The organism is Mycobacterium sp. KBS0706 (assembly GCF_005938675.2).
Lineage (GTDB): Bacteria > Pseudomonadota > Alphaproteobacteria > DSM-16000 > Inquilinaceae > Inquilinus.
Window position 1 is genome coordinate 1 of the sequence record NZ_VCCH02000104.1, and the last position, 25,343, is coordinate 25,343.

20 protein-coding genes are annotated in these 25,343 nt (G+C 68.0%); 10 read left to right on the forward strand and 10 right to left on the reverse strand.

What is annotated here, in order from left to right:
* The 3 genes from FFK22_RS43395 to FFK22_RS34815 all read left to right on the forward strand — a co-directional run.
* The coding region (locus tag FFK22_RS43395) for a tetratricopeptide repeat protein (RefSeq protein WP_186002827.1) at window positions 1-538 on the forward strand (538 nt) is incomplete at its 5' end.
* A gap of 508 nt (window positions 539-1,046) precedes the next feature.
* Entirely contained in the window at window positions 1,047-1,388 is a 342-nt protein-coding gene (locus FFK22_RS34810; RefSeq protein WP_138892506.1) for a DUF1134 domain-containing protein, read from the forward strand.
* A 16-nt stretch (window positions 1,389-1,404) separates the two neighbouring features.
* On the forward strand, window positions 1,405-2,304 hold the full coding sequence (locus FFK22_RS34815; protein WP_138892505.1) for a helix-turn-helix domain-containing protein: 900 nt from the start codon (window positions 1,405-1,407) through the stop codon (window positions 2,302-2,304).
* Window positions 2,305-2,317: 13 nt separating this feature from the next.
* Here the strand turns inward: FFK22_RS34815 and FFK22_RS34820 are convergent, their stop codons facing one another.
* The 10 genes from FFK22_RS34820 to FFK22_RS34865 form a co-directional block, all read right to left on the reverse strand.
* Complete coding sequence (locus FFK22_RS34820) at window positions 2,318-2,521, reverse strand: hypothetical protein (protein ID WP_138892504.1); 204 nt, start codon at window positions 2,519-2,521, stop codon at window positions 2,318-2,320.
* A gap of 47 nt (window positions 2,522-2,568) precedes the next feature.
* Entirely contained in the window at window positions 2,569-4,281 is a 1,713-nt protein-coding gene (locus FFK22_RS34825; protein ID WP_138892503.1) for a SulP family inorganic anion transporter, read from the reverse strand.
* A gap of 214 nt (window positions 4,282-4,495) precedes the next feature.
* Window positions 4,496-5,323 (reverse strand): polyphosphate kinase 2, encoded by an 828-nt coding sequence (gene ppk2, locus FFK22_RS34830; protein WP_138892502.1) that lies wholly within the window; start codon window positions 5,321-5,323, stop codon window positions 4,496-4,498.
* 43 nt (window positions 5,324-5,366) lie between these two features.
* Window positions 5,367-7,211 (reverse strand): V-type ATP synthase subunit A, encoded by a 1,845-nt coding sequence (locus tag FFK22_RS34835; RefSeq protein WP_138892501.1) that lies wholly within the window; start codon window positions 7,209-7,211, stop codon window positions 5,367-5,369.
* Window positions 7,208-7,951 carry a hypothetical protein gene (locus FFK22_RS34840; protein WP_138892500.1) on the reverse strand — a complete coding sequence of 248 codons (744 nt, stop codon included), beginning with the start codon at window positions 7,949-7,951 and terminating at the stop codon, window positions 7,208-7,210. The genes FFK22_RS34835 and FFK22_RS34840 overlap by 4 nt, the downstream gene beginning before the upstream one ends.
* A 4-nt stretch (window positions 7,952-7,955) precedes the next feature.
* Window positions 7,956-8,648 (reverse strand): hypothetical protein, encoded by a 693-nt coding sequence (locus FFK22_RS34845; RefSeq protein ID WP_138892499.1) that lies wholly within the window; start codon window positions 8,646-8,648, stop codon window positions 7,956-7,958.
* A 9-nt stretch (window positions 8,649-8,657) separates the two neighbouring features.
* On the reverse strand, window positions 8,658-9,107 hold the full coding sequence (locus tag FFK22_RS34850; protein ID WP_138892498.1) for an ATP synthase subunit C: 450 nt from the start codon (window positions 9,105-9,107) through the stop codon (window positions 8,658-8,660).
* Window positions 9,100-10,899, reverse strand: coding sequence for a V-type ATP synthase subunit I (locus tag FFK22_RS34855; RefSeq protein WP_138892497.1), 1,800 nt, complete (start codon window positions 10,897-10,899; stop codon window positions 9,100-9,102). The genes FFK22_RS34850 and FFK22_RS34855 overlap by 8 nt, the downstream gene beginning before the upstream one ends.
* On the reverse strand, window positions 10,896-11,519 hold the full coding sequence (locus tag FFK22_RS34860) for a V-type ATP synthase subunit D (RefSeq protein WP_138892496.1): 624 nt from the start codon (window positions 11,517-11,519) through the stop codon (window positions 10,896-10,898). Before FFK22_RS34860 ends, FFK22_RS34855 begins: the two co-directional genes overlap by 4 nt.
* The gene (locus tag FFK22_RS34865) at window positions 11,519-12,880 is read right to left on the reverse strand and encodes a V-type ATP synthase subunit B (RefSeq protein ID WP_138892495.1); all 1,362 of its coding nucleotides are present in this window, start codon (window positions 12,878-12,880) and stop codon (window positions 11,519-11,521) included. The genes FFK22_RS34860 and FFK22_RS34865 overlap by 1 nt, the downstream gene beginning before the upstream one ends.
* A gap of 219 nt (window positions 12,881-13,099) precedes the next feature.
* Here FFK22_RS34865 and FFK22_RS34870 point away from each other — a divergent pair, with 219 nt between their 5' ends.
* From FFK22_RS34870 to FFK22_RS34900, 7 genes are all read left to right on the forward strand, one after another.
* Entirely contained in the window at window positions 13,100-14,212 is a 1,113-nt protein-coding gene (locus FFK22_RS34870; RefSeq protein WP_306770219.1) for an efflux RND transporter periplasmic adaptor subunit, read from the forward strand.
* Window positions 14,209-17,397, forward strand: a complete 3,189-nt coding sequence (locus FFK22_RS34875) for an efflux RND transporter permease subunit (RefSeq protein ID WP_221939078.1) — start codon at window positions 14,209-14,211, stop codon at window positions 17,395-17,397. Before FFK22_RS34870 ends, FFK22_RS34875 begins: the two co-directional genes overlap by 4 nt.
* Window positions 17,398-17,471: 74 nt before the next feature.
* Entirely contained in the window at window positions 17,472-19,595 is a 2,124-nt protein-coding gene (locus FFK22_RS34880) for a mechanosensitive ion channel family protein (protein ID WP_221939079.1), read from the forward strand.
* 148 nt (window positions 19,596-19,743) lie between these two features.
* Window positions 19,744-21,237: a DUF3300 domain-containing protein gene (locus tag FFK22_RS34885; RefSeq protein ID WP_138892492.1), complete on the forward strand. Its 1,494-nt coding sequence runs from the start codon at window positions 19,744-19,746 to the stop codon at window positions 21,235-21,237.
* 23 nt (window positions 21,238-21,260) lie between these two features.
* Window positions 21,261-22,196, forward strand: coding sequence for a DUF2950 domain-containing protein (locus tag FFK22_RS34890; protein ID WP_138892491.1), 936 nt, complete (start codon window positions 21,261-21,263; stop codon window positions 22,194-22,196).
* Between the two features lie 29 nt (window positions 22,197-22,225).
* A complete protein-coding gene (locus tag FFK22_RS34895; RefSeq protein ID WP_138892490.1) occupies window positions 22,226-23,503 on the forward strand; it encodes a paraquat-inducible protein A in 1,278 nt (425 codons plus the stop codon).
* The gene (locus FFK22_RS34900) at window positions 23,500-25,209 is read left to right on the forward strand and encodes an intermembrane transport protein PqiB (protein WP_138892489.1); all 1,710 of its coding nucleotides are present in this window, start codon (window positions 23,500-23,502) and stop codon (window positions 25,207-25,209) included. Before FFK22_RS34895 ends, FFK22_RS34900 begins: the two co-directional genes overlap by 4 nt.
* Window positions 25,210-25,343 lie beyond the last annotated feature (134 nt).

Below are 25,343 nucleotides of genomic sequence, written 5' to 3' on the forward strand. Positions count from 1 at the left end.
CACCTTGAGCCCCGACACGCCGCTCGGCTACCAGGCGCTGCATCTGGTGTTCTGGCTCAGGCGCGATGTCGAGCAGAGCTTCGCCGCGGCCCGCGCCGGCCTGGCACGCGACCCGGGCAACCCGGAACTCCTAGCCGATCTCGGCGGCCGGCTGTGCCTCAGGGGCGAGTTCGCCGAAGGCCTGCCGCTGCTGACCGAGGCCTTCTCCCGCAACCCCGGCCAGTCCACCTTCTATCGTCTCGGCTTCTTCGTCGCCGACTACATGGACGGGCGGTACCAGGACGCGCTGGACGAGGCCCTGAAGATCGACCTGCCGGACAACCGGTTCACGCAGATCGCCCGCGCGACCGCCTATGCCCAGCTCGGCCGGAGCGAAGAGGCTGCTGCCGCGATCAGGCTGCTGCTCAAGGCCGATCCGGGCTATGGCGACCGCGCCGTCGCCGACCTGCAGGCCCGAAACGTGGCGCCGGAGATCATTCGCGCGCTCGTCGAAGGGCTCCGCAAAGCCGGTCTCGGTGTACCGAAGGCAGGAACCTAGCTGCTCGCATATACGCGGAGCCGCCGTCGGGAGCGAGTGGGCGGCCCCGAGGCGCCAGAGCAACAGACGGCTCTTGCAGTTCATCCCGCTCGCGCTCGATGGCCGCGATCGGCCCATTTTCGAGCCATGTCCCGGTCATTTTTTATCAGTTAACGCAACCGTAAATTACCCGTGGATACCTGCCGCACCACCACGGCTGGCCACCCTAATCGCTAAAATTGAAGATTGTGGCTCGAACGAGATCCGTCAGCATCGATCGACGACACTCTCGGGTCAGGCCCAATCCGGCCGCTCAAGCCGAACTTTCTGTGCAGGCGTGCGCAGCGAGAGGGCCGCATGAAATATTGACTGGAGTTCAATGAAAGGAATCAAAAAAGTGGCGAAATTTGCAGGGAACCGCGCAGCGCCATTGGCAATAGCGATGCTGGGATTGCTCGCGGCCTGTGCTCAATCTCAATCCGGGTCATCTTCGGCAGCCCCGGCGAGCCCCCCGGATGGCTTCGTCGAGATGCAGCAGGTCCAGGCCGCCTTCATCGGCAGCGGCGCTACCGGCGACGGCACGTTGACCTATCGCGGCCGCACCTATTCCTTCACGGTCAGCGGCCTCGGTGTCGGAGGCATCGGCGTCTCGACCATCGACGCGCGGGGCGAGGTCTATGACCTGCAGACGCTGCAGGACTTTCCCGGCACCTATGCCCAGGGTCGCTATGGCTTCGCCATCGGCGAAACCAGCGCCGGCGACCTCTGGCTCAAGAACGGGAACGGCGTGGTGATGCACCTGAAGGCGAAGCGGACCGGGCTGATGCTGAGCCTGGGCGGCGACGCGGTCGTCATCACGATGCGTCGGTAGCGCCCGGTTGCCGGCAATGAACCAGAAAGGAAGCGGCCGGGACGGGCCGTTCATGGAACAAGGAGAAGCCGGGATGGAGGGTATCAGGGAGGGGTGTTCTCGACGCACGCTCGATAATGGCCTGAGCACCGCGGAGCCGGGAGCGACCACCTCGCCGGCGACGGTGGCAGCCCATTCGACGTCGACGCACACCGAGGTCGAGACACGGCCGGTCGGGCCGGCCATCCGGGACATTCCCTCCGGCTTGGCCGACCTCGGAACCGTGGTCTCGCTCACGCGCGGCACCGCCGCCTATCACGAGGGCGATCCCGCCTCGCACTGGTACCGGATGGTGTCCGGAACCGGCTGCACCAGCAAGCTGCTGTCCGATGGGCGCCGCCAGATCGGGCGCTTCCTTCACGCCGAGGATTTTTTCGGCTTCGAGGCGGTCGAGGCCTATGGATTCGGCGCCGAAGCCCTCACCGACATGGTGGTCATCCGCTATCCCAAGCGCGGCACCGAAGCCCTTGCCGGGACCGATGGCGCCGTCGGCCGCTGTTTCCGCGAGATCACCTGCCGGTCCCTCGCCATCGCCTATGACCGCCTGCTGACCCTTGGACGCAAGACCGCGAGCGAGCGCGTCGCCACCTTCCTGCTGGAGTTGGCCGATGCGGCCGCGGACGGACGGGCGGTCAGCCTGGAGATGTCTCGCGCCGACATTGCCGATTATCTCGGCCTCACTCTCGGAACGATCAGCCGGACTCTCGCCGATTTCAAGCACGCTGGCCTCATCGACATGGCAGGGCCGCATCATCTCGTCCTGCTGGACCGGAGGCTCCTTGAAAAGTTGGCCGAAGGCGATGAACCGGCCACCCGGGCCGAGGCCGCTCGCATGCCGATGGAACAGGCCCTGCGTCGTTGCGCGCTGCGCGTCTGACGGCGACCTCGCCTCAGCGATCCCGATACGCGGCCAGGAAGCGGCGGCCATCGGCCAGGATCGCCTCCACCCCGGGCGACCGGTGCGGCCGGTGCTCCAGCTCCTCGACCAGCGTCCGGATGTCCTCGACAAAGGGGTTGTGCCACTGGAGATGGCGATGCAGCTCCAGCGCCAGGATCTCGGCGTGAGTCAGCGCGTAGCTCTCTGCCCTAGCCATGTCGGCCGGTGCCGACCGCCTTCCGTCGGCCTCCCTTGTGGCTCATCTCACCGTTCCTGCCGCTGCTCGAAGGCGGCCGCCGCCTCTTCCGCGGAGTGAAAGAACATGCTGGCGCCGATCCGGTCGGCGAGGCCGGATCGCTCCATCGCGCGCCGCGGCAGGCGGTGCAGATCCGCGACGGCGAAGCAGAGTCCTCGCCGTTCCAGCTCGGCGCGGACATCCTCCAACGCCTCGACGGCACTGCTGTCGAGATGGTTCATCGCGCTCCCGTCCAGGACGAACCAGTCACCGGCCTGAGCACCCTCGACAAGCTCCAGCATCCGCCCCTTCACGTAATCGGCGTTGAAAAACACGAGCGGGCCTTCGATCAGATAGATGAGAAGCCCGGGAATAGGCTCGGCATCGGCGTGATGATGCAGTTTGTACAATTCCGACATCCCCGGACGCCGCCCGAGCAAAGCATCGCGGGGCCGCGAGCCGAGCCAGAGCAGGTGGACAAGGCTGGCCCCGACCGCCAGAGCGGTGCCTTGCAGCACGCCGAACACGACGACACCGACCAACGCGGTGATGGCGAGACAAAACTCGATGCGGCTGATGCGCCACAAAAGGGCAAACCGCGGTGCGTCGACGAGGTCCACGGCCGCGGAGGCCAGAACCGCCCCCAGGGCTGCGACCGGCAGATAGGCCAGGATCCCGCCGGCGAACAGGGTGATCACGATCAGCGCGGTGGCGGCGAACAGCCCGGTGACCTGCGTCTTCCCGCCGACGATGTAGTTCACGGCGGTGCGGGAGTCCGAGCTGGTGATCGGGAAGGCGCCGAACAGGCCGGACGTGATGTTCGCGGCGCCGAACCCGAACAGTTCGCGGTTTGCGTCGACGGGAACATGGTATCGCGCGCCGAAGCTCCGCGCGGTGATGATGCCGGAGCCGAAGCTCACCAGCAGAACGGTGAAGGACGCGAGCAGCAGATCGCCCGGCTCCACATTTTGCGGAACCGGCAGGGCCAGGGTCGGCACGGACCCTGAGATGCCACCGACCATGCGGACGCCATGGCGCTGCAGGTCGAACACGATGCCCAGGCCGATGCCGATCACGACGGCCAGCAGAGGCGCCGGGAAACGCGGCGCCAGCCGTCGCAGCACCCGCAGCAGGACCAGGAGGCCGAGCCCGACCGCGGTGGTGACGGCATGCAGGCTGCCGATCTCGGACAGCGCTTCGACGATCGGCCGGATCAGGCCCTTGGCCTCGATGGCGAGGCCGGACAGCCGGCCGATCTGCCCGATGATCAGGTCGACGGCGATGCCGGCCAGAAAGCCCGTGAGCACCGGCCGCGAGAGAAAATCGGCAATGAAGCCGAGACGGGCGGCCCCTGCCAGGATGCAGAGCACGCCGGTGATGACGGCCAGCGCCGCAACCACCGTGACCCGCTGATCCGGGGCAGCCACACCGAGATAGAGCAGCGCGCTCGCGAGCACCAGGCAGGTCGCGCTGTCGGGACCGACCATCAGCTGCCGCGACGAGCCGAAAATCGCATAGGCGATCGTCGGGAAGATCGCCGCATAGAGGCCAACCTCGGGCGGCACGCCGACAATCGCGGGATAGGCGATCGCGGTCGGCAGCGCCACGGCAGCCACCGACAGGCCGGCCAGCAAATCCGACCCGAGCCACTCGGGCCGATAACCGTGCAGTTGCTGCAGGATCGGCGGGACCCATCCAAGGGTCGCCCCTTCCCTCGCCGGGGCGGCGACGCGCCTCGTCATCGGACTGTACTGCCCGGATTGCCGCACCGCGCCCCCGGTGCAGGCAAGCCTCTTGCAAGGGTTGCGGCAGACATGGCGAGTCCATCTTAGCCGTTAAGGACTGTGACAGCAGGGCTACATCTCTTGACTGCCCTACGCCGACTTCAGAACCGTGGCTCTGCTCTATCGCAAATTGTGATTTTGTTCTTGAAGACAGTCGGGACCGAGCGGAGCCCTACGCACCCGGGCTGTCGAACACATCCGGCACCAGCTTCCGGGGCGTGGCGTCCTCGACATAATCCTTCGGCCGCTTCTGCCGCTTGCCGAGATCCGGGGCGTCGAAGCCCAGATGCTCATAGGGGATCGAACCCAGCAAGTGCGTGATGCAGTTGACATGCGCCCGCTTCTTGTCGTCCGACGGGACGATCCACCACGGCGCGTGCGGCGTGTCGGTCGCCCGCAGCATCTCGTCATAGACGCGCGAATAGTCCCACCATCGCTGGTAGGATTTGATATCCATCGGGCTCAGCTTCCAGTGCCGGACCGGATCCTCGATCCTGCGCCGGAAGCGTCGCTCCTGCTCATCCTCGCCGACGGTGAGGAAATATTTGAGAAGAATGATGCCCTGGTCGACGAACACCGCTTCGGCCTTCGGCACCATCTGCAGAAACCGCTCCGCCTGGGTATCCGAGCAGAAGCCCATCACCCGTTCGACGCCGGCCCGGTTGTACCAGCTGCGATCGAAGATCACGACCTCGCCGGCCGCGGGGAAGTGCGGGATGTAGCGCTGGATGTAGATCTGGGATTTCTCCCGCTCCGTGGGTGCAGGCAGGGCCACCACCCGGAAGACGCGCGGGCTGACGCGCTCGGTGATCCGCTTGATCATTCCGCCCTTGCCCGCCGCGTCGCGCCCTTCGAAGACGATGACGATGCGCGCGCCGGTCTCGCGCACCCAGGTCTGGAGATGCGACAGCTCGACCTGCAGCCGGGCCATCTCCTTCTCGTAATGCTTGTTGCGGCCGGCCTTGTCGGCGCCGTCGTGAGCTTTTCGGTTGTGGCCCATCTGATCCTCCCTGTGAGGCGGCCGGTGCAGCGCGGCTCCCCTACTACTCCGCCGCGGCCTGATACTGCTGCGGCGCGGCATCGATCGCCGCCAGCAGCTGGGTCCTGAGGTCGCCGCGCTCCTGCGAGCCCTCGGCGGCGTAGTTGAGGTTCTTGAACATCCCGGTCAGCCGGGTGAAGAAATCGCGCGCCGCGGTCTTGTCGCCGAAGTCGAAGTCCCGCTTGGCCACCAGCATCACGATGTCGAAGGTCTCCTGCTGCCGCTTGAGCGGCGCGGATGCGTCGACATCGTCGAACGCGTCCTGCTGCAGATAGACCATGTCGAGGAACAGGGCCTTCTGCTGGGTGACGAAGTCGTCGATCGAGACGCCCTCCTCGCCGGTGACCTGCATCATGCGGGCGATCTCATCGCCCCGGCGCAACAGCCCCACCATCTCCTCGACCCGGCCCGCCCAGCCGGCGTCGATATGGTCCCGGTACCATTCCGCCAGCTGCGGGTGATAGCGCGACCAGGACAGCAGCGGATCGACCGCCGGGTAGAAGCGCTTGTAGGCCCGGTCATAGGATAGCCCGAGGAAGGCCTTGACCGTCCCGAGCGTCGCCTGGGTCACCGGCTCCTCGAAGTTGCCGCCGGCCGGCGAGACGGTGCCGATCATCGTCAGGCTGCCGAGCGATCCGTCCGCCAGCCTGACGACGCCGGCGCGCTCGTAGATGCCCTTGACCGCGGAATCGAGATAGGCGGGGAAGGCCTCCTCGCCCGGGATCTCCTCCAGGCGCCCGGACGTCTCCCGCATCGCCTGGGCCCAGCGCGAGGTGGAGTCGGCGATGAGCAGGACGTCATAGCCCATCTGCCGGTAGTATTCGCCCAGCGTGATGCCCGTATAGATCGACGCCTCGCGCGCGGCCACGGGCATGGAGGAGGTGTTGCAGATGATCACGGTCCGGTCCATCAGCGTGCCCTGGCCGGACGGGTCGGGCTGGCTGGGGAACTCGGTGATCGTCTCGACCACCTCGCCCGCCCGCTCGCCGCAGGCGACGACGATGACGATATCGACCGCCGAGAAGCGGGAGATCAGCGACTGGAGCACGGTCTTTCCGGCGCCGAAGGGGCCTGGGATGCAGCCCATGCCGCCGCGGGCGATCGGGAAGAACGTGTCGATCAGCCGGATGGTCGTGATCAGCGGTTCGGACGGGTAGAGCCGCTCGACCTGGCCGAGCGAGACGAGCGGCTCCGGAATCGGCCGCCGCACCGGCCAGCGCTGGACCAGGTCGAGATCATGCGTCTGTCCCCGCGCGTCCCGCACGGTCGCGACGACCTCTTCGATCGAGAAAGAACCCTCGCGAATCCGGTCGACCGTCACCTCGCCCGGCATGGCGAACGGCACCATGATGCGGTGCTCGAACCGCCCCTCCGGCACGGTGCCGATGACGTCTCCCGCTTTCAGGATGTCGCCGGCCTTGGCCTTCGGCGTGAAGGCCCATTTCCGCGCCGTGTCGAGCGGGTTGACGAGAACCCCGCGGGGCAGGAAGAAGCCGTGCTGCGAGGCGATCTCGGCCAGCGGATTCTGCAGCCCGTCGAAGACGCCGCTCAGCAGTCCCGGCCCGAGGGCGACGGACAGCATCTCGCCGGTCTGGATGACCTTGTCGCCGATGCGGACCCCGCTCGTGCTCTCGAAGACCTGGGCTTCCGCAGCGGGGCCGCGCACGCGCAGGACCTCCGCCTTGAGATATTCCCGCCGGCCCCCTTCCCGCTCCGGCCCGTGCGGGATGATGTAGATCACCTCATTCTTCACCAGGGGCGTGTCGCCGGTCGGCGCGATCGTCACCAGGTCGTCCTGCACGGCGACGATCTCGGCCGTCGGCTCGGGAAGGTTTGACGGGCTGGTCATGGGCGGACCTCCTGGCGTGCGGCAGGATCGGCAGGGATGGCGGCAGGCGGGACGGCGGCTCGCGGCCGGGGCGCCGTGCTCAGCGCTTCGGCGAGCAGCTTGCGCAGCCGCTCGGCCGCTTTGGCGGTGCTGTACAGGCTCCAGCGCTCGACGATGATCCAGCGCAGCACGTAGATGACCACCGCCTCGAAATCGAAGTCATGACCGCTGGCCAGCCGGTCGATCTGGGTGAAGGCTTGTGTCAGGACCACGCGCTCGACTGCGACGTGGTTGCCCGACCGCAGATGCTGATCGGCTTCGGCCACCCAGGGCATGAAATGCGAGAGGCCGAAGCCGGGATCGCTCCAGTTGTCCTGGATGCGGCGGCACCAGCGGCCGAAGCCCCATGACGCGACATCCCCGGGATCCGCCGCACCATCCCGCCGGCGCCGGAGCGCGGCGATGATGGTCCGGGTCTCCATCCGGCTCTGCACCAGAGCCTGCAGCGTCGGATAGTCATCGAGCTCGGCCATGACGCTATGGGCCAGCGCGATGATCTCGGCATCGGTTCCGTATTGTCCGACCCCGGTCCAGGCGGTGACGCCGATCACCCGGTCCAGCAGCTTGCGATGATCCGGGCTGAGCAGCTTCAGCCGCTCCTCGAGGCGGAACCTCGAGAGCCCGGTGCCATGCTCGGTGAAGATCCTGCCGATATGCGGCAGGCTCGACATCAGCGTGATGTAGCGCAGCCGGTCGCTCATCGGTTCAGCGCGCCACCCCTTCCATCAGCGCCCGGAAGCGCGGTTGCAGATGCTTGCCCAGCAGGGTGGCGACCGCCTCCTCCGTCACGTCGATCGACAGGTCACGGTCGACCAGCCTGACCCTGATGCCCTGGAGGCCCGGGGCGACGGCGAAGGTGACGCCTTTTCTGAGCACGCTCGCGGCGACCGCGACGACGAAATGGGTCAGGGTCCCTTCGCGCGCGTCCTCAGGCGACTGCTTCAGGTCCTCGAAGGTGACGACACGATCGGGAAGGAGAATCTCCAGCCGGTCATCGGCGGTGACGCCCGCGTCCTTCTTCGCCTTGGCGGCCATTGCCAGGATCAGGCGCTTCAGGAACTCCTCATCCATCAGCGTTTCGCCGAGCAGGTGCTTGGTCTCCTCGCTGATCCGGTGCCCCAGCTCGTTCCGGAGCTTGAGGACCAGGTCGCGCGCGGCGACCTTGAGGGCGTCCTGCCCGGCCGCCGTCTCGGCCGCAGCCTCCCGCCTCGCGCGGTCCAGCGTCTCCCGCGCCCGGGCCTCGGCCTCGGCGACCAGCTTGTCGGCTTTGGCCTTGGCGAAGGCGACGATCTCCTCGGCCTGAGCCTGTCCGGCGGTGACGCCCTCGGTCTGGAGCCGGTCGATCAGCGCCTGCACTCCCGCCCCGGCCGGGGACATATCCGCCTGCGAATTCGCCATGATCTCCTCCTAGCCGGGAATGGCGCCGCTCAGCACGAGGGCGAAGACCAGGGCGAAGACAGAGAAGCCCTCCAGCACGGCGGCGGGCGTCAGCGAGATGCCGAAGATCTCCGGCTTCGCCTTGGACGCGTTGATCGAGGCGGCCACCGCCTCGCCCTGGCGGATCCCGACATAGACCAGGGCCAGGCCGGCCATCAGGCCGACGCCGAAGATCCCCGCCGCCGCCTCCGCCGTCATCGGGTCGCGCTGCAGCGAGAACATGATGACGATGCCGTAGATGACCTGGGACGACGGCATCAGCGACACTCCGATGTTGCGGCCATGGCCGCTCTCGGAATCGATCATCGCGCCGATCGCGGCGCTGCCGGCGATGGCGCAGCCGATGGCGCTCCCGATCGCCCCGAGCGCCACCGGCGCGAAGAGACCGAACCAGCCGAGCGCGAGAACGAACTCATTCACGGGCCTGTCTCCTGCGTTCGAAGGGGCGGAATGGCGCCCCCTCTTCCTTCAATCCCCAGCTGAAGAACTCGATCACGTTCAGCCGCAGCCCGTGCACGAAGCCGGCGATGAGGCCGAGGCCGATGTTGATGACGTGACCGATCACCAGCACCAGGAGGGCGATAAGCACCCCGATCCCGGGCGTGGCATGGACCAACTGGCCCGACAGCTCGTTAATGGTTTCGGCCAGCGACGCGGCGGCGAGCCCCAGCGCGAACAGCCGCATGTAGCTGAGGACGTCGCTGAAGATGTTCGTCAGACGGAATGTCGCCATGAGCCCGTCGAGAATGCGGAGCAGCAGGGTCTTGGCCGAGGTGACCTTCCGGTCGCTGGCGAAGACGCCGACGACCAGGAGGCCCAGCACGATCAGGACGATTCCCAAGATTGCCAAGGGAGGGATCGGCGAGGCCAGATAGGCCGTCACGCCGCCGAGCACGACCAGGCACCAGCCCAGCGGCTGGAGGCGCCCCTTGCGCGTCTTCGCGTGCCGGGCGCTCATCAGGTTGGCGATGATGATGTGCAGGCCGCCGATCGCCAGCGTGATCCGCATCATCGCGTCGACATTCTTCAGATCCATGATCTTGAGGCGGCCGAGCAGGCTGTCGGGCGGCGGCGTGACGCCGAAATAGCTGCCGGTGATCACGCCGAAGAACGCCGTCGACGCCATCAGCCAATAGCCCATGACCAGCATGCGCCGGCTGGTCTCCGACCCCTCGAAGCGTCTGCGCATCAGATACAGGACGGCCAGCAGGACCAGCCCGTACCCGACATCCGTCATGATCATGCCGAAAAAGATAATGAAGGAGACATAGACGATCGCCGACGGATCCCAGTCGCGGTAGGACGGCGTCTGGTAGAACTCGACCAGGCTCTCGCCGCCGGCCAGCCCGGGCCGGTTCGCCAGCAGGGTCGGCGGACGCTCGTCGGCGAGCGGCTCCTCGACCGTGACCGCGAGCCCGGAGTCCTCCGCGATGCGCTCGACCTGCGGCAGACGGTCGACCGGGACCCAGCCCTGGGCGACGAAGACGCGGTCGACGTCATCGGTCTCCAGCGAGACGCGCTTCAGCGCCGCGAGATCCTGCACCCGGGCCAGGTTCCGGCCGAGCACGACCCGCCACTTCGTCAGCTTCCGGCGCTCGGCCCAGAGGTCCTCGAGCTCCGCCTCGATTGACTCGAGATGCCGATCGAGCGTGGACAGCGAATGGGCGCCGACGCGCGTGCGCGGCACCGGCATCGCGTCCACCGGCGGCTCGTCGGGCGAAAGCAGCACCACATAGGAATTGTGGCGATCGCGATGGACGGTTTCGACGACCCGGTCGCCCGCCGCGATCAGCTTTTCCTTCGAGCGCGGCACGACATAGAACCACAGGCGATGGCCGCCCAGCTGGTCGAGGTCCGGGAAGGAGAATTCACCCCAGCTCCTCACATCCTCGATCCGCTTCAGCAGGGCCGCCTTCCGGTCCTCGGCATCGAGCAGCGCCTGCCTGTTGGCGTTGATGGCCTCGACCAGCGCCGCCATGTCGAGATCCTGGTCGGACAGCGCGGGCCGCCGTGGGCTGGGGCAATCCGTCAGCCAGCGAAGCGCGGCGACGGCGTCGCGGCCGCTGCCGCTCGGCACCGCCTCCAGCTCCTTCTGCGCCGGCCGCAGCGGGATCAAATGCATTCCGCCGAACTCCTGCAGCCTCTGCAGGATCTTCTCCTTGTCCGCGACGGCGCCGATGAGGCTGACCTTCCTGAGCGCGACGATCGTCATAGCTCGGCGACCCGCTGCTCGGCCGACCGGCTGGCGGTCTTGCGCTTGGAGATCTTGGCGCGGATGACGGCGTCGCGCTCGGCATCCGCCAGCGCCATCTTGATGCGGCGGATCGTGTCCCGCGCCTGCGGGATCAGCACCTTCTCGAACAGGTTCACGCGCCGCGAGATGACGATCTCGGCCTCGACCAGCCGTTCCGCCCGCTCCCGTGCGATATCGAGCTCGACGCTCATGCGGACCAGGTCCTGAAGGGCGGTGACGACCGGGTCGACCCAATGGGGACGGCCGAGCCGCGGATACGGCTCGAGCTCGAGCCGAAGGTCGTCCAGCCGCGGCAGGACGGTCCCGGACAGATTCTGCTCGCCGACGACCACTTCCTTGAGGCGGACGAGCCCCGAGATAGGCACGTTGTCGTTCGCCAGCATCGGGACGGCATCGGCGATCGCCTGAAACCGATCCTGGAATTCCTTTTCCTGCCGGGCGAGGCCGTCGCGGGCCCGGGCGCGCTCGGCCAGGATCTGCAGCCGCTTCAGCTCCAGCGACGGCAGGAACTGCCGGTACTCGGCGAGCTGGCGCGTCTCGCGGGCGAGCGTCGACTTGTTGAGTGCCGGCTTGGCCATCAGGCAGCCTCGGATTCGCTCTTCTGCCCGGCCGTGGCCGGATAGTACTTGTCGACCAGGGCCTGCTTCATCAGCAGCTGCTCCGGCTCGAAGCATTCGGCGAGCGTCTGCCAGCAGAGGTCGAGCGCCGCTTCGAGCGGCAGCGACACCTCGATGTCCATCAAACGCTTGCGGAACAGTTCGCCGAACTTCAGCAGCCGGTGGTCGTGATCGGACAGCTCGAAGGCCATCGCCTGCTTCTGGGCGGCGTCGCGCGCGCCGGAATAGAGGCGGATCATGGTATTCATGATCTGGCTGTGGTCCTCACGCGTGACCTTGCCGATCACATGCTGCTTGAGGCGGGACAGCGACCCGAAGGGATCGATGACGCCGCTGTGCAGGTAGAACTGGCCTTCGGTGATGTAGCCGGTGTTGTCGGGAACCGGGTGGGTCAGGTCGTTGCCCGGCATCGTCGTCACCGCGAGGATGGTGACGGAGCCCGAGCCCTTGAAGTCGCACGCCTTCTCGTAGCGGCGCGCCAGCTGCGAATAGAGGTCGCCGGGATAGCCGCGATTGGCCGGCACCCGCTCCATGGCGATGCTGACCTCCTTCATCGCGTCGGCGAACGCGGTCATGTCGGTGAGCAGCACCAGCACGCGCTTGCCCTCCTGCACCGCGAACTTTTCGGCGACGGCCAGGGTCAGATCGGGAACCAGCAGCCGCTCGACCACCGGGTCCGAGGCCTGGTTGATGAACATCACCGTGCGCGGGAACACCCCGGCATCCTCGAACCGCCGGCGGAAATAGGCGTAGTCGTCGAAGATCAGGCCGAGTCCGCCGAAGACGACGACATCGGCATCGGCCTGGATGCCGATCCTGGCCAGCAGCTGGTTGTACGGCTCGCCGGAGACCGAGAAGATCGGGATCTTCTGGCTTTCGACGAGGCAGTTGAAGACGTCGATCATCGGCACGTCGGTCCGGATCATCCGCGACGCCAGCACCCGCTTCATCGGGTTGGCGGACGGGCCGCCGATCGGCACCGTCGGATCGTTGGACAGTTCCGGCCCGCCGTCGATCGGCTTGCCCGCCCCGTCGAAGACGCGCCCGAGGATGTTGTCCGAATAGGTCACGCGCATCGGCTCGCCGAGGAAACGCACCGAAGCGTTGTTCGGCAGCCCCTTGGTACCGGAATTGACCTGCAGCGAAATGACGTCCCGGTCGATGTTGATCACCTGCGCCAGCGACCGGAAACCGCGGTCGCTGTCGACGACGGCGAGATCGTTCAGGCAGGGGCGGCTCTCGTCGCCCGCCCCTCCGGACGTGACCTTGATGCGAATGATGTCGCCGACGATGTCGAATATTTTGGTGTGAGAAACGAGCATTTCGCTCTCCGGTCCGGGCGCAGGCCAGGATGAGCCGATTTGACTAGCACGGGAGGGCGCCACCGTATTTGCGCTGGAGCAAATCGGCCGCTCCCGAATGGCGCTATACCGGCCTCATCGTGACTGAGAGCTCGGTCATGGACAGGATCCGAAAGAGCCGGACAGGCCGCTCCGACGCCCGCTTCATCGGCTTCTTGACCGGCCGCGATGGAGACTTGGATGACTAGAGCAAGCGCTGCCGCGGCTCTCCTGGTCGCGGCTTTGCTGGGCGCGTGCAACGAGCAGCAAGCGTCGGAGACGCCCAGGCCCCCGCGCCCGGTGGCGGCGGTCCAGGTCGGGTCGGTGGAATCGCTCGGGCAGCGACAGTTCATCGGCCGTGCCCGGGCCGAGACGGATGCCGTCCTTTCATTCCGTGTTCCCGGCCGTATTCTCGACATTCCGGTGAAGGTCGGGCAGGTGGTCGCGAGCGGCGAAACCGTCGCGAAGCTCGACGATGCCCCCTACCGGGCCGACGTCACGCGGCTCGAATCCGACCTCAATGCCGCCCTGGCCGAGTTCAGGGCCAAGGACGAGCAGTACAAGCGTGTCGTTCCGCTGGTCGAGAGCGGCACCTATTCCAAGGCGCGCCTGGACACGTCGCAGGGCGAGCGGGACTCGGCGGGGGCGCGGGTGGAATCGGTGCGGGCGGCGCTGACGAAGGCCAGCATCGATCTCGGCGACACGACGCTGGCCGCGCCTTTCGACAGCCGCGTGGTGGCAGTCTATCCCAAGGCCTTCGAGGATGTCCGCGCCCAGCAGCAGGTCGTCCGGCTGCTCGATCTCCGCCGGATCGAGGTTGTCGTCGACATCCCCGAGACGTTGATCGCCCTGGCCCCCCTCGTCGACACGGTGAGCGTGCGGTTCGATGCCTTCCACGATGTCGAGCTGACGGGAACGATCAGCGAGATCGGCGCAGAGGCATCGCGCACCACGCGGACCTACCCGGTCACGGTTGTGATGGATCAGCCGGAGAACGTCTCGATCCTGCCCGGCATGGCGGGGACGGTGCGGGTGAAGTCGGTGAAGTCGGGCGTGGAGGACAGCGTCGCGCACGTCGTGCCGCCCGCCTCGCTTCGCCCGATCCAGCCGGGCAGCGACGCCATGGGCCTCTGGGTGATCGACCCCGCCACCAAGACGGTATCGCTGCGGCCGGTATCGGTCGGCCGGACGGTCAGGGGCGGCGTCGAGATCTCCGACGGCATCTCGGCCGGGGAATGGGTCGTCATGGCCGGTGCCAACAGCCTCGTCGAGGGAGAGCAGGTGCGCCTGCCGGAAGCGGAGCGCGCGCCATGAGCATCGCCTCCTCGGCCGTCGACAGCCCGACAGTGACCTGGTTCGGGGCCGCGCTCATCCTTCTCGGCGGGTTCGCGTCCTACTTCGCGCTCGGCCAGCTCGAGGATCCGGAGTTCACCGTCAAGACCGCGATCGTCTCGACCACCTATCCCGGCGCCAGCCCGGAGGAGGTCGAGCAGGAGGTCACCGACAAGATCGAGATCGAGCTGCAGAAGCTGAAGGAGCTCGATTCCCTGGAAAGCTATTCGCGAGCCGGATGGTCGCGGATCAAGGTCAACATCAAGGCCTCGTACGGCTCGGACGAGCTGCCGGCGATCTGGGACAAGGTTCGGGCCCGGGCCAATGACGCCACGCGCGAGCTTCCTCCCGGCGCCGACGCGCCGGTCGTCATCGACGATTTCGGCGACGTGTTCGGCCTGCTGCTCGCCGTCACCAGCGACGGCTTCACCCCGGGCGAGCTCAAGGACCATGCCGAGGAGCTGAAGCGCGAGCTCAGCCTCGTTCCCGGGGTGGCCCGGGTCGATCTGTGGGGCGCGCAGGAGCGTCGGGTCTATCTCGACGTGCGCCAGAGCCAACTGGCGCAGCTCGGCCTCTCCGAGCTCACCATCGCGCGCGACCTGCAGACGCAGAACGCCGTAGTCGATGGCGGCCGCGTGTTCGTCGGCGACAGCAAGATCAGGATCGCGCCCACGGGCACGTTCCCGCAGGCCGAGGATCTCGGCCAGCTGGTGCTGCAGCCGACCGCGCTCGACCTCATCCAATCGGCCAGCCGGCAGACCGCACGCAGCGCCGACGAGATCATCAGGCTGTCCGACGTCGGGGAGATCCGCGAGGGATACCAGGATCCGCCGCGCCAGATCATGCGCTTCAATGGGCGGCCTGCGATCGGGATCGCCATCACCAACCGCCCGGGCGAGAACGTCGTGAAGGTCGGTCAGGCCGTCGACCGGCGGCTCGACGAACTCGTGCGCGACCTCCCGATCGGCATCGGCATCGAAAAGGTCAACTGGCAGTCCGAGACCATCGCGCTGTCGGTGAAAGGCTTCTTCATCAGCCTGGTGGAGGCCATCGTCATCGTGCTCGCCTGCCTGGCGATTCCGATGGGCTGGCGCATGGGCGTGATCATCGGCACGGCGCTGCTGCTGACGGTGGCGGCGACGTTCCTACTGATGGCGATCTTCGGAATCGATCTCCAGCGCATGTCGCTCGGGGCGCTGGTCATCGCGCTGGGCATGATGGTCGATAATGCCATCGTGGTCGCCGACGGCCATGCGGTGCGCATCGACCGGGGCATGCAACCCCGCGCCGCGGCGATCGAGGCGGCCACCCAGCCGTCGATGCCGCTGCTGGGCGCGACGGTGATCGCTGTGATGGCGTTCTACCCGATCTTCGCCTCGGATGAGAGCGCCGGCGAATACTGCGCCACCCTGTTCTCGGTCGTCGCGATCTCGCTGCTCGCCTCCTGGATCCTGTCGGTCACCGTCACGCCGCTGCAATGCATGGCGATGCTGAAGCCGCAGGCCGTGGCGGGGGCCGATCCCTACGCCGGCCGCTTCTACCGCGCCTTCCGGGCGCTGCTGCATGGCGCGATCCGCATCCGGTTCCTGACCATCGCGGGTGCCGTCGCGATCCTCGTGTTGGCGGGGTCCCTGTACGGCAATGTCACCCAGCTGTTCTTTCCCGACGCGGCGATGACGAAGTTCATGATCGATTACTGGATGCCGGAAGGCACCCGGATCGAGCGGGTGTCCGAGGACCTTGCCGAGATCGAGGACCGGCTTCGGCAGGATCCGCGCGTGGCCGAGGTGGCGAGCTTCATCGGCAGCGGGCCGCCGCGCTTCTACCTTCCGGTCGAGCCGGAGGCCGAGAACTCCGCCTATGGCCAGATCGTCGTCAACGTTCATGACCAAAGCGAGATCGACAGCCTGATCGCCGGGCTCCAGCCCTGGCTGGCGGATCGCTTCCCCGAGGCCCTAGTGCCGCTGCGCAAGTTCACCGTCGGGCCGGGCGACACCTGGAAGTTCGAGCTGCGCATCAGCGGTCCCGGCGATGCCGACGCCGCCACCCTTCGCACGGTCGGCAACCAGGTGCTGGATATCCTGCGGGCGAGCCCCTATTCCGGGCTCAGCCAGACCGATTGGCGCCAGACGGTGCTGGAGATCCGGCCCGACTACAACGCCGCACGCGCCAGCTGGGCCGGCATCACCCGCGACGACATCGCCCGCACCACGCGCCGCACCTATGACGGCCTGCCGATCGGCCTGTTCCGGGACGGCGACGAGATCATCCCGATCGTGATGCGCAATGTCGAGGCGGAGCGCACCCGGCCCGAGGATATCGATGTCCTGGGCGTGCGCGGCGTGGCCAGCACCTCCGCAGTGCCGCTGGCGCAGGTGGTCAGCGGCGTCGATCTCGCCCCGCAGCAGGCGGTGATCGCGCGCTACAACCGTCGGCCCACCCTCACCGTCCAGGCCATCCCCGCGCTCGGCGTCACCTTCCCGACGCTGTACAAGGATGTGGCGCCCAGGATCGAGGCTCTCGCCTTGCCGCCGGGCTACCGCGTCGAGTGGGGCGGTGAGCAGGAGAACAGCACCAAGAGCCAGGCCTCGCTGATCCCCGGCGTGATCCCCGCGCTCGCGGTCACCGCCTTCATCATGGTGGCACTGTTCAACGCCTTGCGGCCGCCGCTCGTGATCGCGCTCACCATCCCGTTCGCCCTGGCCGGGGTGGTCTTCGGGCTGCTGATCACGGGCGTGCCGTTCGGGTTCGTCGCGCTGCTGGCAGCGATGAGTCTCGCCGGGATGATGATCAAGAACGGGCTGGTCCTGCTCGACGAGATCGAAACCGGCATCGCCCGCGGGCAGGACCGCTACACGGCCACGATCGAGGCGGCCGTCTCACGCCTGCGGCCCGTGCTTCTCGCCGCAGGAACGACAGTCCTGGGTGTGATCCCGCTCCTCCCTGACGTCTTCTGGGTCGGCCTGGCGGTCACCATCATGGCGGGGCTGAGCTACGGCACGGTGCTCACGATGATCCTCCTCCCGGTCCTCTACGCCACGCTCTACCGTCTGCGCCGGACCGAACCGAAGGCCACCGACCAGGCGCCGTCCCCACAACGACCAGGCCCGACCGCGGGCGGCATGGCGACAGCGACCGCAGGCTCGGAGAGCCGGGGGGCTACGTGAGGCTGACCCTGCAGATCCGGTCGACGGGGATGGCTCTTCCGGCCACGCTTGGGACGGTCCGGCGATGGCTCGCCGTGCTCGTCTTCGCAGGATGCTGCGCCGGTCTTCCGGCCCTCGCAGCAGAGAACACGCCGGCCACGGCTGAACCGCAACCGGCAGTGCGGCAGTTCCTCGACCTGCTGGCGGATCCTGCCGTGCGCGACTGGCTCACGCAGCAGGGCGTTGCCGCCAAGTCCGCGACGACGGGAGTCCCCGCCCCCATCGATGCGCCCGCAGCCGCGGCCTCGCCCTCCCACGACCTCTCGACACGGCTGGAGAAGATCCGCCAGCACGTCGCAGGGCTGGCCGCAGCAGTGCCGACGCTGCCGGCCGAATTCCGGCGTGCAGGCGCCACGCTGTCTCGCGAGATCCAGGAGCGAGGTCAGCCTCGGGTTCTGGTGCTTGTGCTCGGCTTCGTCGCGCTGGGCTTCGGCGCCGAATGGCTGTTCCGGCGGGCGACGGCCGGCCTGCGCGCCTGGATCGGCGCAGCCGAAGCCGGGACGGTCGGCGCCCGCCTGCGCCTGATCGGGGCACGGTTCGGCTACGACCTCGGTTCATTGGCGATCTTCTCCCTGGGCAGCATCGGCGCCTTCCTCGCACTCGAATGGCCCGCCCTGCTGCGCGAGCTCGTGCTGGGCTATCTCGTCGCCTTCGTCGCCCTGCGCCTCGCGCTCGTCATCAGCCGCGCCCTGCTCGCACCCGGCGGGTCCCGGCAGGACGGGCAGCTCCGGATCGTGCCGACGGACGACGGCGCCGCCCGCTTCTGGTACATCCGGCTCGGAATCTTCGCCGGCTGGTTCGCCTTCGGCTGGACCACGGTCCAGCTGCTCGACCCGCTCGGCCTCGCTATCCCGACGCGCCAGATCGTCGCCTATGTCCTCGGTCTCGGCCTGCTGGCGATCGGCATCGAGATCGCCTGGCGCCGGCCACGCGCAGCCGACAGAGGAACGCTGCGACCGCACCGTCGCATCGGCTCGGTGACCGCCTGGCTGCTCTCCGCCTATTTCGCGGCGCTGTGGCTGTTCTGGGTCATCGGCGCCGTCGGGATGTTCTGGATCGGCGTCGTGCTGGTCGGGCTGCCGGCCGCGATCCGCGTGACGCAGCGATCCGTGAACCACGCCCTCCGGCCGGCCGGTGAGGCCGGCGCGGAGGCGGGCCGCGGCGTTCTTGCCATCGGCCTGGAACGGGCTGTGCGAGCCGCCCTGATCATCGGCGCCGCGCTGCTGCTCGCCCGCGGCCTGCATGTCGATCTCGGCGCCCTCACCGCCGGCGACAGCCCGCTCACCCGGCTGATCCGCGGTGCGATCAATGCCGTGATCATCATCCTCCTTGCCGATGTCGCCTGGCATGTGCTGCGGACGGTGATCAACCGGACCATCGCGGCACCGGCCGCCGGCAAGCCGGACAGCGAGGCCGGCCGCCGGCAGGCGCGGCTCAGGACCCTTCTGCCGATCCTGCGCAACGTGATCTTCATCGTCCTGCTGGTCATGGTGGCGCTGATGGTCCTGTCGTCGCTCGGCGTCGAGATCGGGCCGCTGATCGCCGGGGCCGGCGTCGTCGGCGTCGCCATCGGCTTCGGGGCCCAGACCATCGTCAAGGACATCATCAGCGGCATGTTCTTCCTGCTCGACGATGCCTTTCGCGTCGGCGAATACGTCCAGAGCGGCTCGTACAAAGGCACCGTCGAATCCTTCAGCCTGCGCTCGGTGAAGCTGCGGCACCACCGCGGCCCGCTGTTCACCGTGCCGTTCGGCGAGCTGGGGGCGATCCAGAACATGAGCCGGGACTGGGTGATCGACAAGCTGAGCGTCGGGGTCACCTACGACACCAATCTCGACCAGGTGAAGAAGCTGGTGAAGCAGATCGGCCGCCAGCTGGCCGAGGATCCCGACATGGGGCCGCACATCCTGGAGACGTTGAAGATGCAGGGCGTCGAGCAGTTCGGCGATTTCGCGATCCAGATCCGGCTCAAGGTCATGACCAAGCCCGGTGAGCAGTTCGTGATCCGGCGCCGGGCCTATGCGCTGATCAAGACGGCGTTCGACGAGAACGGCATCAAATTCGCGTTCCCGACCGTGCAGGTCGCCGGCGGCGAACCCTCGGTTGCCGCCGCGCAGCAGGGGCTGGAGCTCGTCCACCCGCCAGCGGCGACAGCGTAGGTCCGAGGCAACGCAAAAATGCGCCAGATCAAAACAGCCGCTTCGGATCGGCGGTAGCGTTGCGGACGCGGTTGTGCATGCCGCGCCGCCGGGCCTCGAGCCGGGTGGCGGCCGGCCGACAGCGCCAGTTCGCCGTGCCGAGGTCGCCATGTCCCGCGCGCAGATCATTCCGAAGCCTGATGCATCTTCGCGCCGCGAGCGGCTGAGGCGGCTGCAGCTCATGACCGCCGCCATCCTCGCCCTGGCTGCGGCCCAACTCCTCGAGCCGCCCCCGGCGGCCGCGCAGACGGTGACGCCGACGGCCGTGGCCGGCGCCGCTCAGACGCCCGACCTGCGGGTCCTGGTCGCCCGCATCGCGCTCTATCCCGACGACGTGCTGTCGCTGGTGCTGCCGGCCTCGACCGCGACGCTCGATGTGGTCGAGGCCGTCCGGTTCCTCGGCAAGCGGCAGCAGGACTCGTCTCTGACCCCGGATCCGACCTGGGATCCGTCGGTCATCGCCCTCCTGAACTATCCGGAGGCGTTGAAGCTGATGGATTCCGACCTCGACTGGACCACGCAGCTCGGCCAGGCGGTGACCGATAATCTGGAGAGCGTGCTCGACGCCATCCAGGCGATCCGATCCGAGGCGATGAAGGCCGGATACCTGGCCTCCAACGAGCAGGTCTCGGTCGTGCAGACCGTGGCCACGACCGCCACCGCGGGCAGTGCCGAGCCCATCACCATCACCAGCACCGATCCCGACGTCGCCTACGTCCCGGCCTATGATCCGGGCGTCGTCGTGAACCAGGGCTACGCGGCGGCAGCGCCCATCACCTACCCGCAGCCCTATCTCAACTACCAGTATCCCGCCGCGCCCTTCTTCACCGGACTCCTGTTCGGCACGGCGGTCGGCTACGGCATGAACTGGGACGACGACGACATCGACATCGATTTCAATGATGTCGATTTCGATGACATCAATTGGGACAACGTCGACTGGGACAAGGTCGACCGGGTCCGCTCCGACATCAATGGTGATGTCAACTTCAACAACTTCGTCAACAACGGCGTCCTGAAGAACACCGACCGGACGGCGCTGCAGTCCCGCATCAACGAGAACCGGCAGAATTTCCGGGGCGCGCATGACCGGATGGGCGACAGCGGGCAGCGCCGCTGGCAGCCGGACGCCGGCGCCGCCGGCAGGCTGCGGCAGAATGCCGACCGGCCCCGCCGCCAGGCCCAGGGCCTCGCCCCGACGCAGCGGGCCGCGGCCGAGGGGCTGCGCCAGCGGCAGGGCGCCAACAGGGCCGGGACGCAGCGGCAGCGCGTCGGCCAGGACGCGGCCCGCCGGGGAAATACCTTCGGCGGGGTGCAGCCGAGGCGGGAGACCGGCCGGGCCTCGACCCGCGGCCGCGAAAGCCTCGACCTGCCGCGCCGTCCGTCCGCCGGCTCGCCCGGGCGCCCGACCCAGCGCCAGATGAACCGGCCGTCCCGCCAGCAATCCCCGGCCTTCCGGCAGCAGCGAAGCGGCGGCTCCCGCGCCTTCGGCGGGGTGTCGAGCGGCAGCCGCACCCGCATGGAATCCAATCGCGGCCATCGTGGTGGGGGTGGTCGTGCCATGGGTGGTCGTGGCGGTGGTGGCGGCGGCCGTCGCCGCTGAACTCGAAGCAGAGAGCACATGTCATGGCGACATCGATCAAGCATCCCTGGAAACCCTGCCTCGTCCAGGCCGCGCTGCTGGCCATGCTGGCGGCGACTGCGCCGGCCCGGGCGCAGGAGGGTGACGGGCCGCAGCGCTTCGACACGCCCGAGGCAGCCAATGCGGCGCTGGTCCAGGCGCTGGAGGCAAAGGACGTCGACGGGCTGCTGCGCATCCTTGGCACGCGCTATCGCGACGATCTGCTGCCGGACGACCCCGGCGATACCGCAGCGGGGCTGGACGAAGTGGCCGCGGCGGCGAAGGCGGGGGTGAAGCTGGAGGGCGACGGCGACCAGCGGACCATCGAGATGGGGACGGACGGCTGGACCTTCCCGATCCAGATCGTCCGGGATGCGGATGGCTGGCGTTTCGACACCGAGGACGGCCTGGACGAGATCCTGGCCCGCCGCATCGGCGCCAACGAGCTGAACGCGATCGAGGTGATGCGCGCCTACGGGCCGGCGCAGATGGCCTATGCCTCGAAGGACCGCGACGGCGACGGCGTGCTTGAATACGCGCAGAAGCTGGTCAGCTCGCCGAGCCGGCAGGACGGGCTCTACTGGCCGGATACGACCGATGCCGACCCCAGCCCCTTCGGGCCGCTGGTGACCGAGGACATGAGCTATTTTGAGACCCGGAAGGCTGGCGATCCCTATCACGGCTACTACTTCCGGATCCTGACCCGGCAGGAGGACGGCGTTCCGGGCGGCCGCTACGACTACATCATCAACGGCAATATGATCGCCGGCTTCGCCATGATCGCGGTGCCGGCCGACTATGGCGAGACCGGCCGGACGACCTTCCTGGTCAGCCACCACGGGCAGATCCTGGAAAAGGACCTCGGCGACCGCACCGAGGTCCTGGCCGCCGCCATCCAATCCTTCGCCCCCGACGCCAGCTGGGAAGAGCTGACGCCCTAGGGCGGATCAGGACGTGATCGGACCGCAGGATGAGTCAGCGCTCCGAGCTTGATGCACAGGTCGCAGATGCCGGTGCCCCGCGCCGGCTGATGGAATGCCATGAATGCGGCCTGGGCCACGCCGTGCCGGTGCTGCCGGATGGCACCGCGGCCCGCTGCGTCCGCTGCGGCGCCACGCTGCACAAGTTCCGCTCCACCTCGCTGGATCATGCCTTCGCCTATGCCTGCGCCGGGCTGGTGCTGATGCTGATGGCGAACTTCCTGCCCTTCATCTCGATGGAGATCTCGGGCCGGACGCAGGTCGCCAGCCTCGTCACCGGCATCTTCGCCCTCTACCAGCAGGGGCTGTGGGAACTGGCAGCGGTGGTGGCGCTGACCATGTTCGTCGCCCCCGTCCTGCGGCTGGGCACGCTGTTCCTGGTGCTGGGCGGACTGCGCCTCCGGCGGCCGCCGCGCTGGCTGCCGCGGCTGTACCGCTGGGCCGACCTGCTGGGCCCCTGGGCGATGATCGAGGTCTACATGCTCGGCGTCTTCGTCGCCTATGTGAAGCTGGTCGACCTCGCCACCGTCGTGGTCGGCCCCGGCCTCTATTCGGTCGGCGGGCTGATGCTGGCGATCATCGCCGCCGGCACCAGCCTGGACACCGAGACGGTGTGGCGCGAGTTCGAGCGCCGTGGCCTGGTGCCGACGCTACAACAGGCCGATCCGCGCCGGCCCACCGTCCTGTGCCATGGCTGCGGCCTGGTCTCCAACCTGCCGGCCGTGGGCCATGGCGAGTGCCCGCGCTGCGGCGCCGTGCTGCACCGCCGCCGGCCAGAGAGCCTGACCCGCACCTGGGCGCTGGTGGTGACCGCGATCATCCTCTACATCCCTGCCAACCTGTTCCCGGTGATGACCGTGATCTCGCTGGGCAGCGGGGCGCCGGACACGATCATGAGCGGGGTGATCGAGCTGGCCGATGCCGGCATGTGGCCGTTGGCGGCGCTGGTATTCTTCGCCTCGATCACCGTACCGGTGCTGAAGCTCGCCGGGCTGATCTACCTGCTGGTCTCGACCCAGCGCGGCAAGACGGGACAGCTGCGCAACCGCACCGTGATCTACCGCATCGTCGAGGCGGTCGGCCGCTGGTCGATGATCGACATCTTCATGATCTCGATCCTGGTGGCGCTGGTCCAGCTCGGTGAGCTGGCGACGATCGAGCCGGGGGTCGGGGCCGTGTGCTTCGCCGCCGTGGTGATCATCACCATGATCGCGGCGATGGGCTTCGATCCGCGCCTGATGTGGGATGCGGCAGGAGAGAACTCATGACCGAGGTCCAAGCCTTTCGCGATACGACCGTGCCGATGCCGCCTCCGGCGCCTGCGCCGCGCATCGACCGCAAGCGCCGCCTGTCGCCGATCTGGCTGGTGCCGATCGTGGCGGCGCTGGTCGGCGTCTATCTCGCCTGGATCACCCTGTCCGAGAAGGGGCCGACCATCACCATCAGCTTCGAGACCGCCGATGGGCTGGAAGCCGGCAAGACCATGATCAAGCACAAGGAGGTGGTGTTCGGCACGGTCAAGAACCTCGCCCTGACCGAGGATCTGAGCCATGTCGAGGTGACGGCCGAGATGACCAAGGAGGCGACGCCGCATCTGCGCGAAGGCACCCGCTTCTGGGTGGTGCGGCCACGGCTCTCGCTCACCGGCAGCGTGTCCGGCCTGGGCACGATCCTGTCGGGCGCCTATATCGACTTCGACCCCGGCCCGGGCGCCGAGGAGCGGAGCTTCACCGGGCTGGAGGAGCCGCCGGTGGTGCGGGCCGACGTGCCCGGCACCCCCTATCTGCTGAAGGCTGATCGGGTCGGTTCGGTCGGACCCGGCTCGCCGGTCTTCTTCCGCGATGTCCAGGTCGGCGAGGTCACCGGCTTCGATTCCTCCAATCTCGAGGCCGGCGTCACCATCCACGCCTTCGTGCGAGCGCCCTACGACCGGTACGTCCATGACGGCACCCGGTTCTGGAATGCCTCGGGGATCTCGATCGGCACCGGCGCGCAAGGCTTCGAGATCCAGCTGGAATCGCTCGCGGCGGTGCTGGCGGGCGGCATCGCCTTCGACACCCCCGCCACCGCGCGTATCGGCGAGCCGTCCAAGGCTGACACGGCCTTCACCCTGTACCATGACGCGACGAGCAGTCAGGACGCGGACTATACCATCCGCCTGCCCTATCTGGTCTATTTCGACGGTTCGGTCGGGGGGCTCGAGCCCGATTCGCCGGTGGAATGGCGCGGCATCAAGGTCGGTCGGGTGGTTGATATCCGGCTCGAATACGACGTGGCGGCCGATCATCTGCGCATCCCGGTGGTGATCGAGCTGGAGCCGCAGCGGATCACCTTGATCGGCCAGAAGCAGGGCTTCGGCAGCGGCGAGTACATGCCCGAGCTGGTGCGCCGCGGATTGCGGGCGCAGCTCCGCACCGCCAGCCTCCTGACCGGCCAGCTGATGGTCTCGCTCGATTTCATGCCGGACGCGCCGCCGGCGACCCTGGGCACGGGCGATCGCTATCCGGTAATCCCGACCGTGCCGGGCGAGTTCGCCGCCGCGGTGAAGTCGATCAACGGCATCCTCGAGAAGGTCTCCGCCCTGCCGCTCGACAAGGTGGTGCAGCAGGTCGACGCCACGCTCAAATCCTTTGAAAGCCTGGCGTCCTCGCCGGACATCACGGAGTCGCTGCGCTCCCTCGCCGGTGCCCTGGCCTCGGCGCAGCAGCTGCTGGGCCAGGCCAACACCGATCTCGGCCCGGTGATGCAGAAGCTGCCGCCGGTCCTCACCACGGCGCAGCAGGCGGTACAGCGGCTGAGCGGCACGCTCGGCTCGATCAACCAGGGCTATGGCGCGGACTCGACCTTCAAGCGCGACCTGACCCGGCTGATGAGCCAGGTCGACGACACGCTGCGCTCGATCCGCGTCCTCACCGACTATCTCGAGCAGCACCCCGAGTCCCTGATCCGGGGCAAGACCCAGGGGCTGAACTGATGATCCTGTCCCGCCGGGGCGCCCTCGCCGCCCTGCTGGGCGGGACGGCGCTCGCCGCCTGCTCCTCGCCGCCGCCCAAGGTCTACACGCTGACGACCGTGCCGGGCGCGGCGGCCGGCGGCCGGCCGGTCACC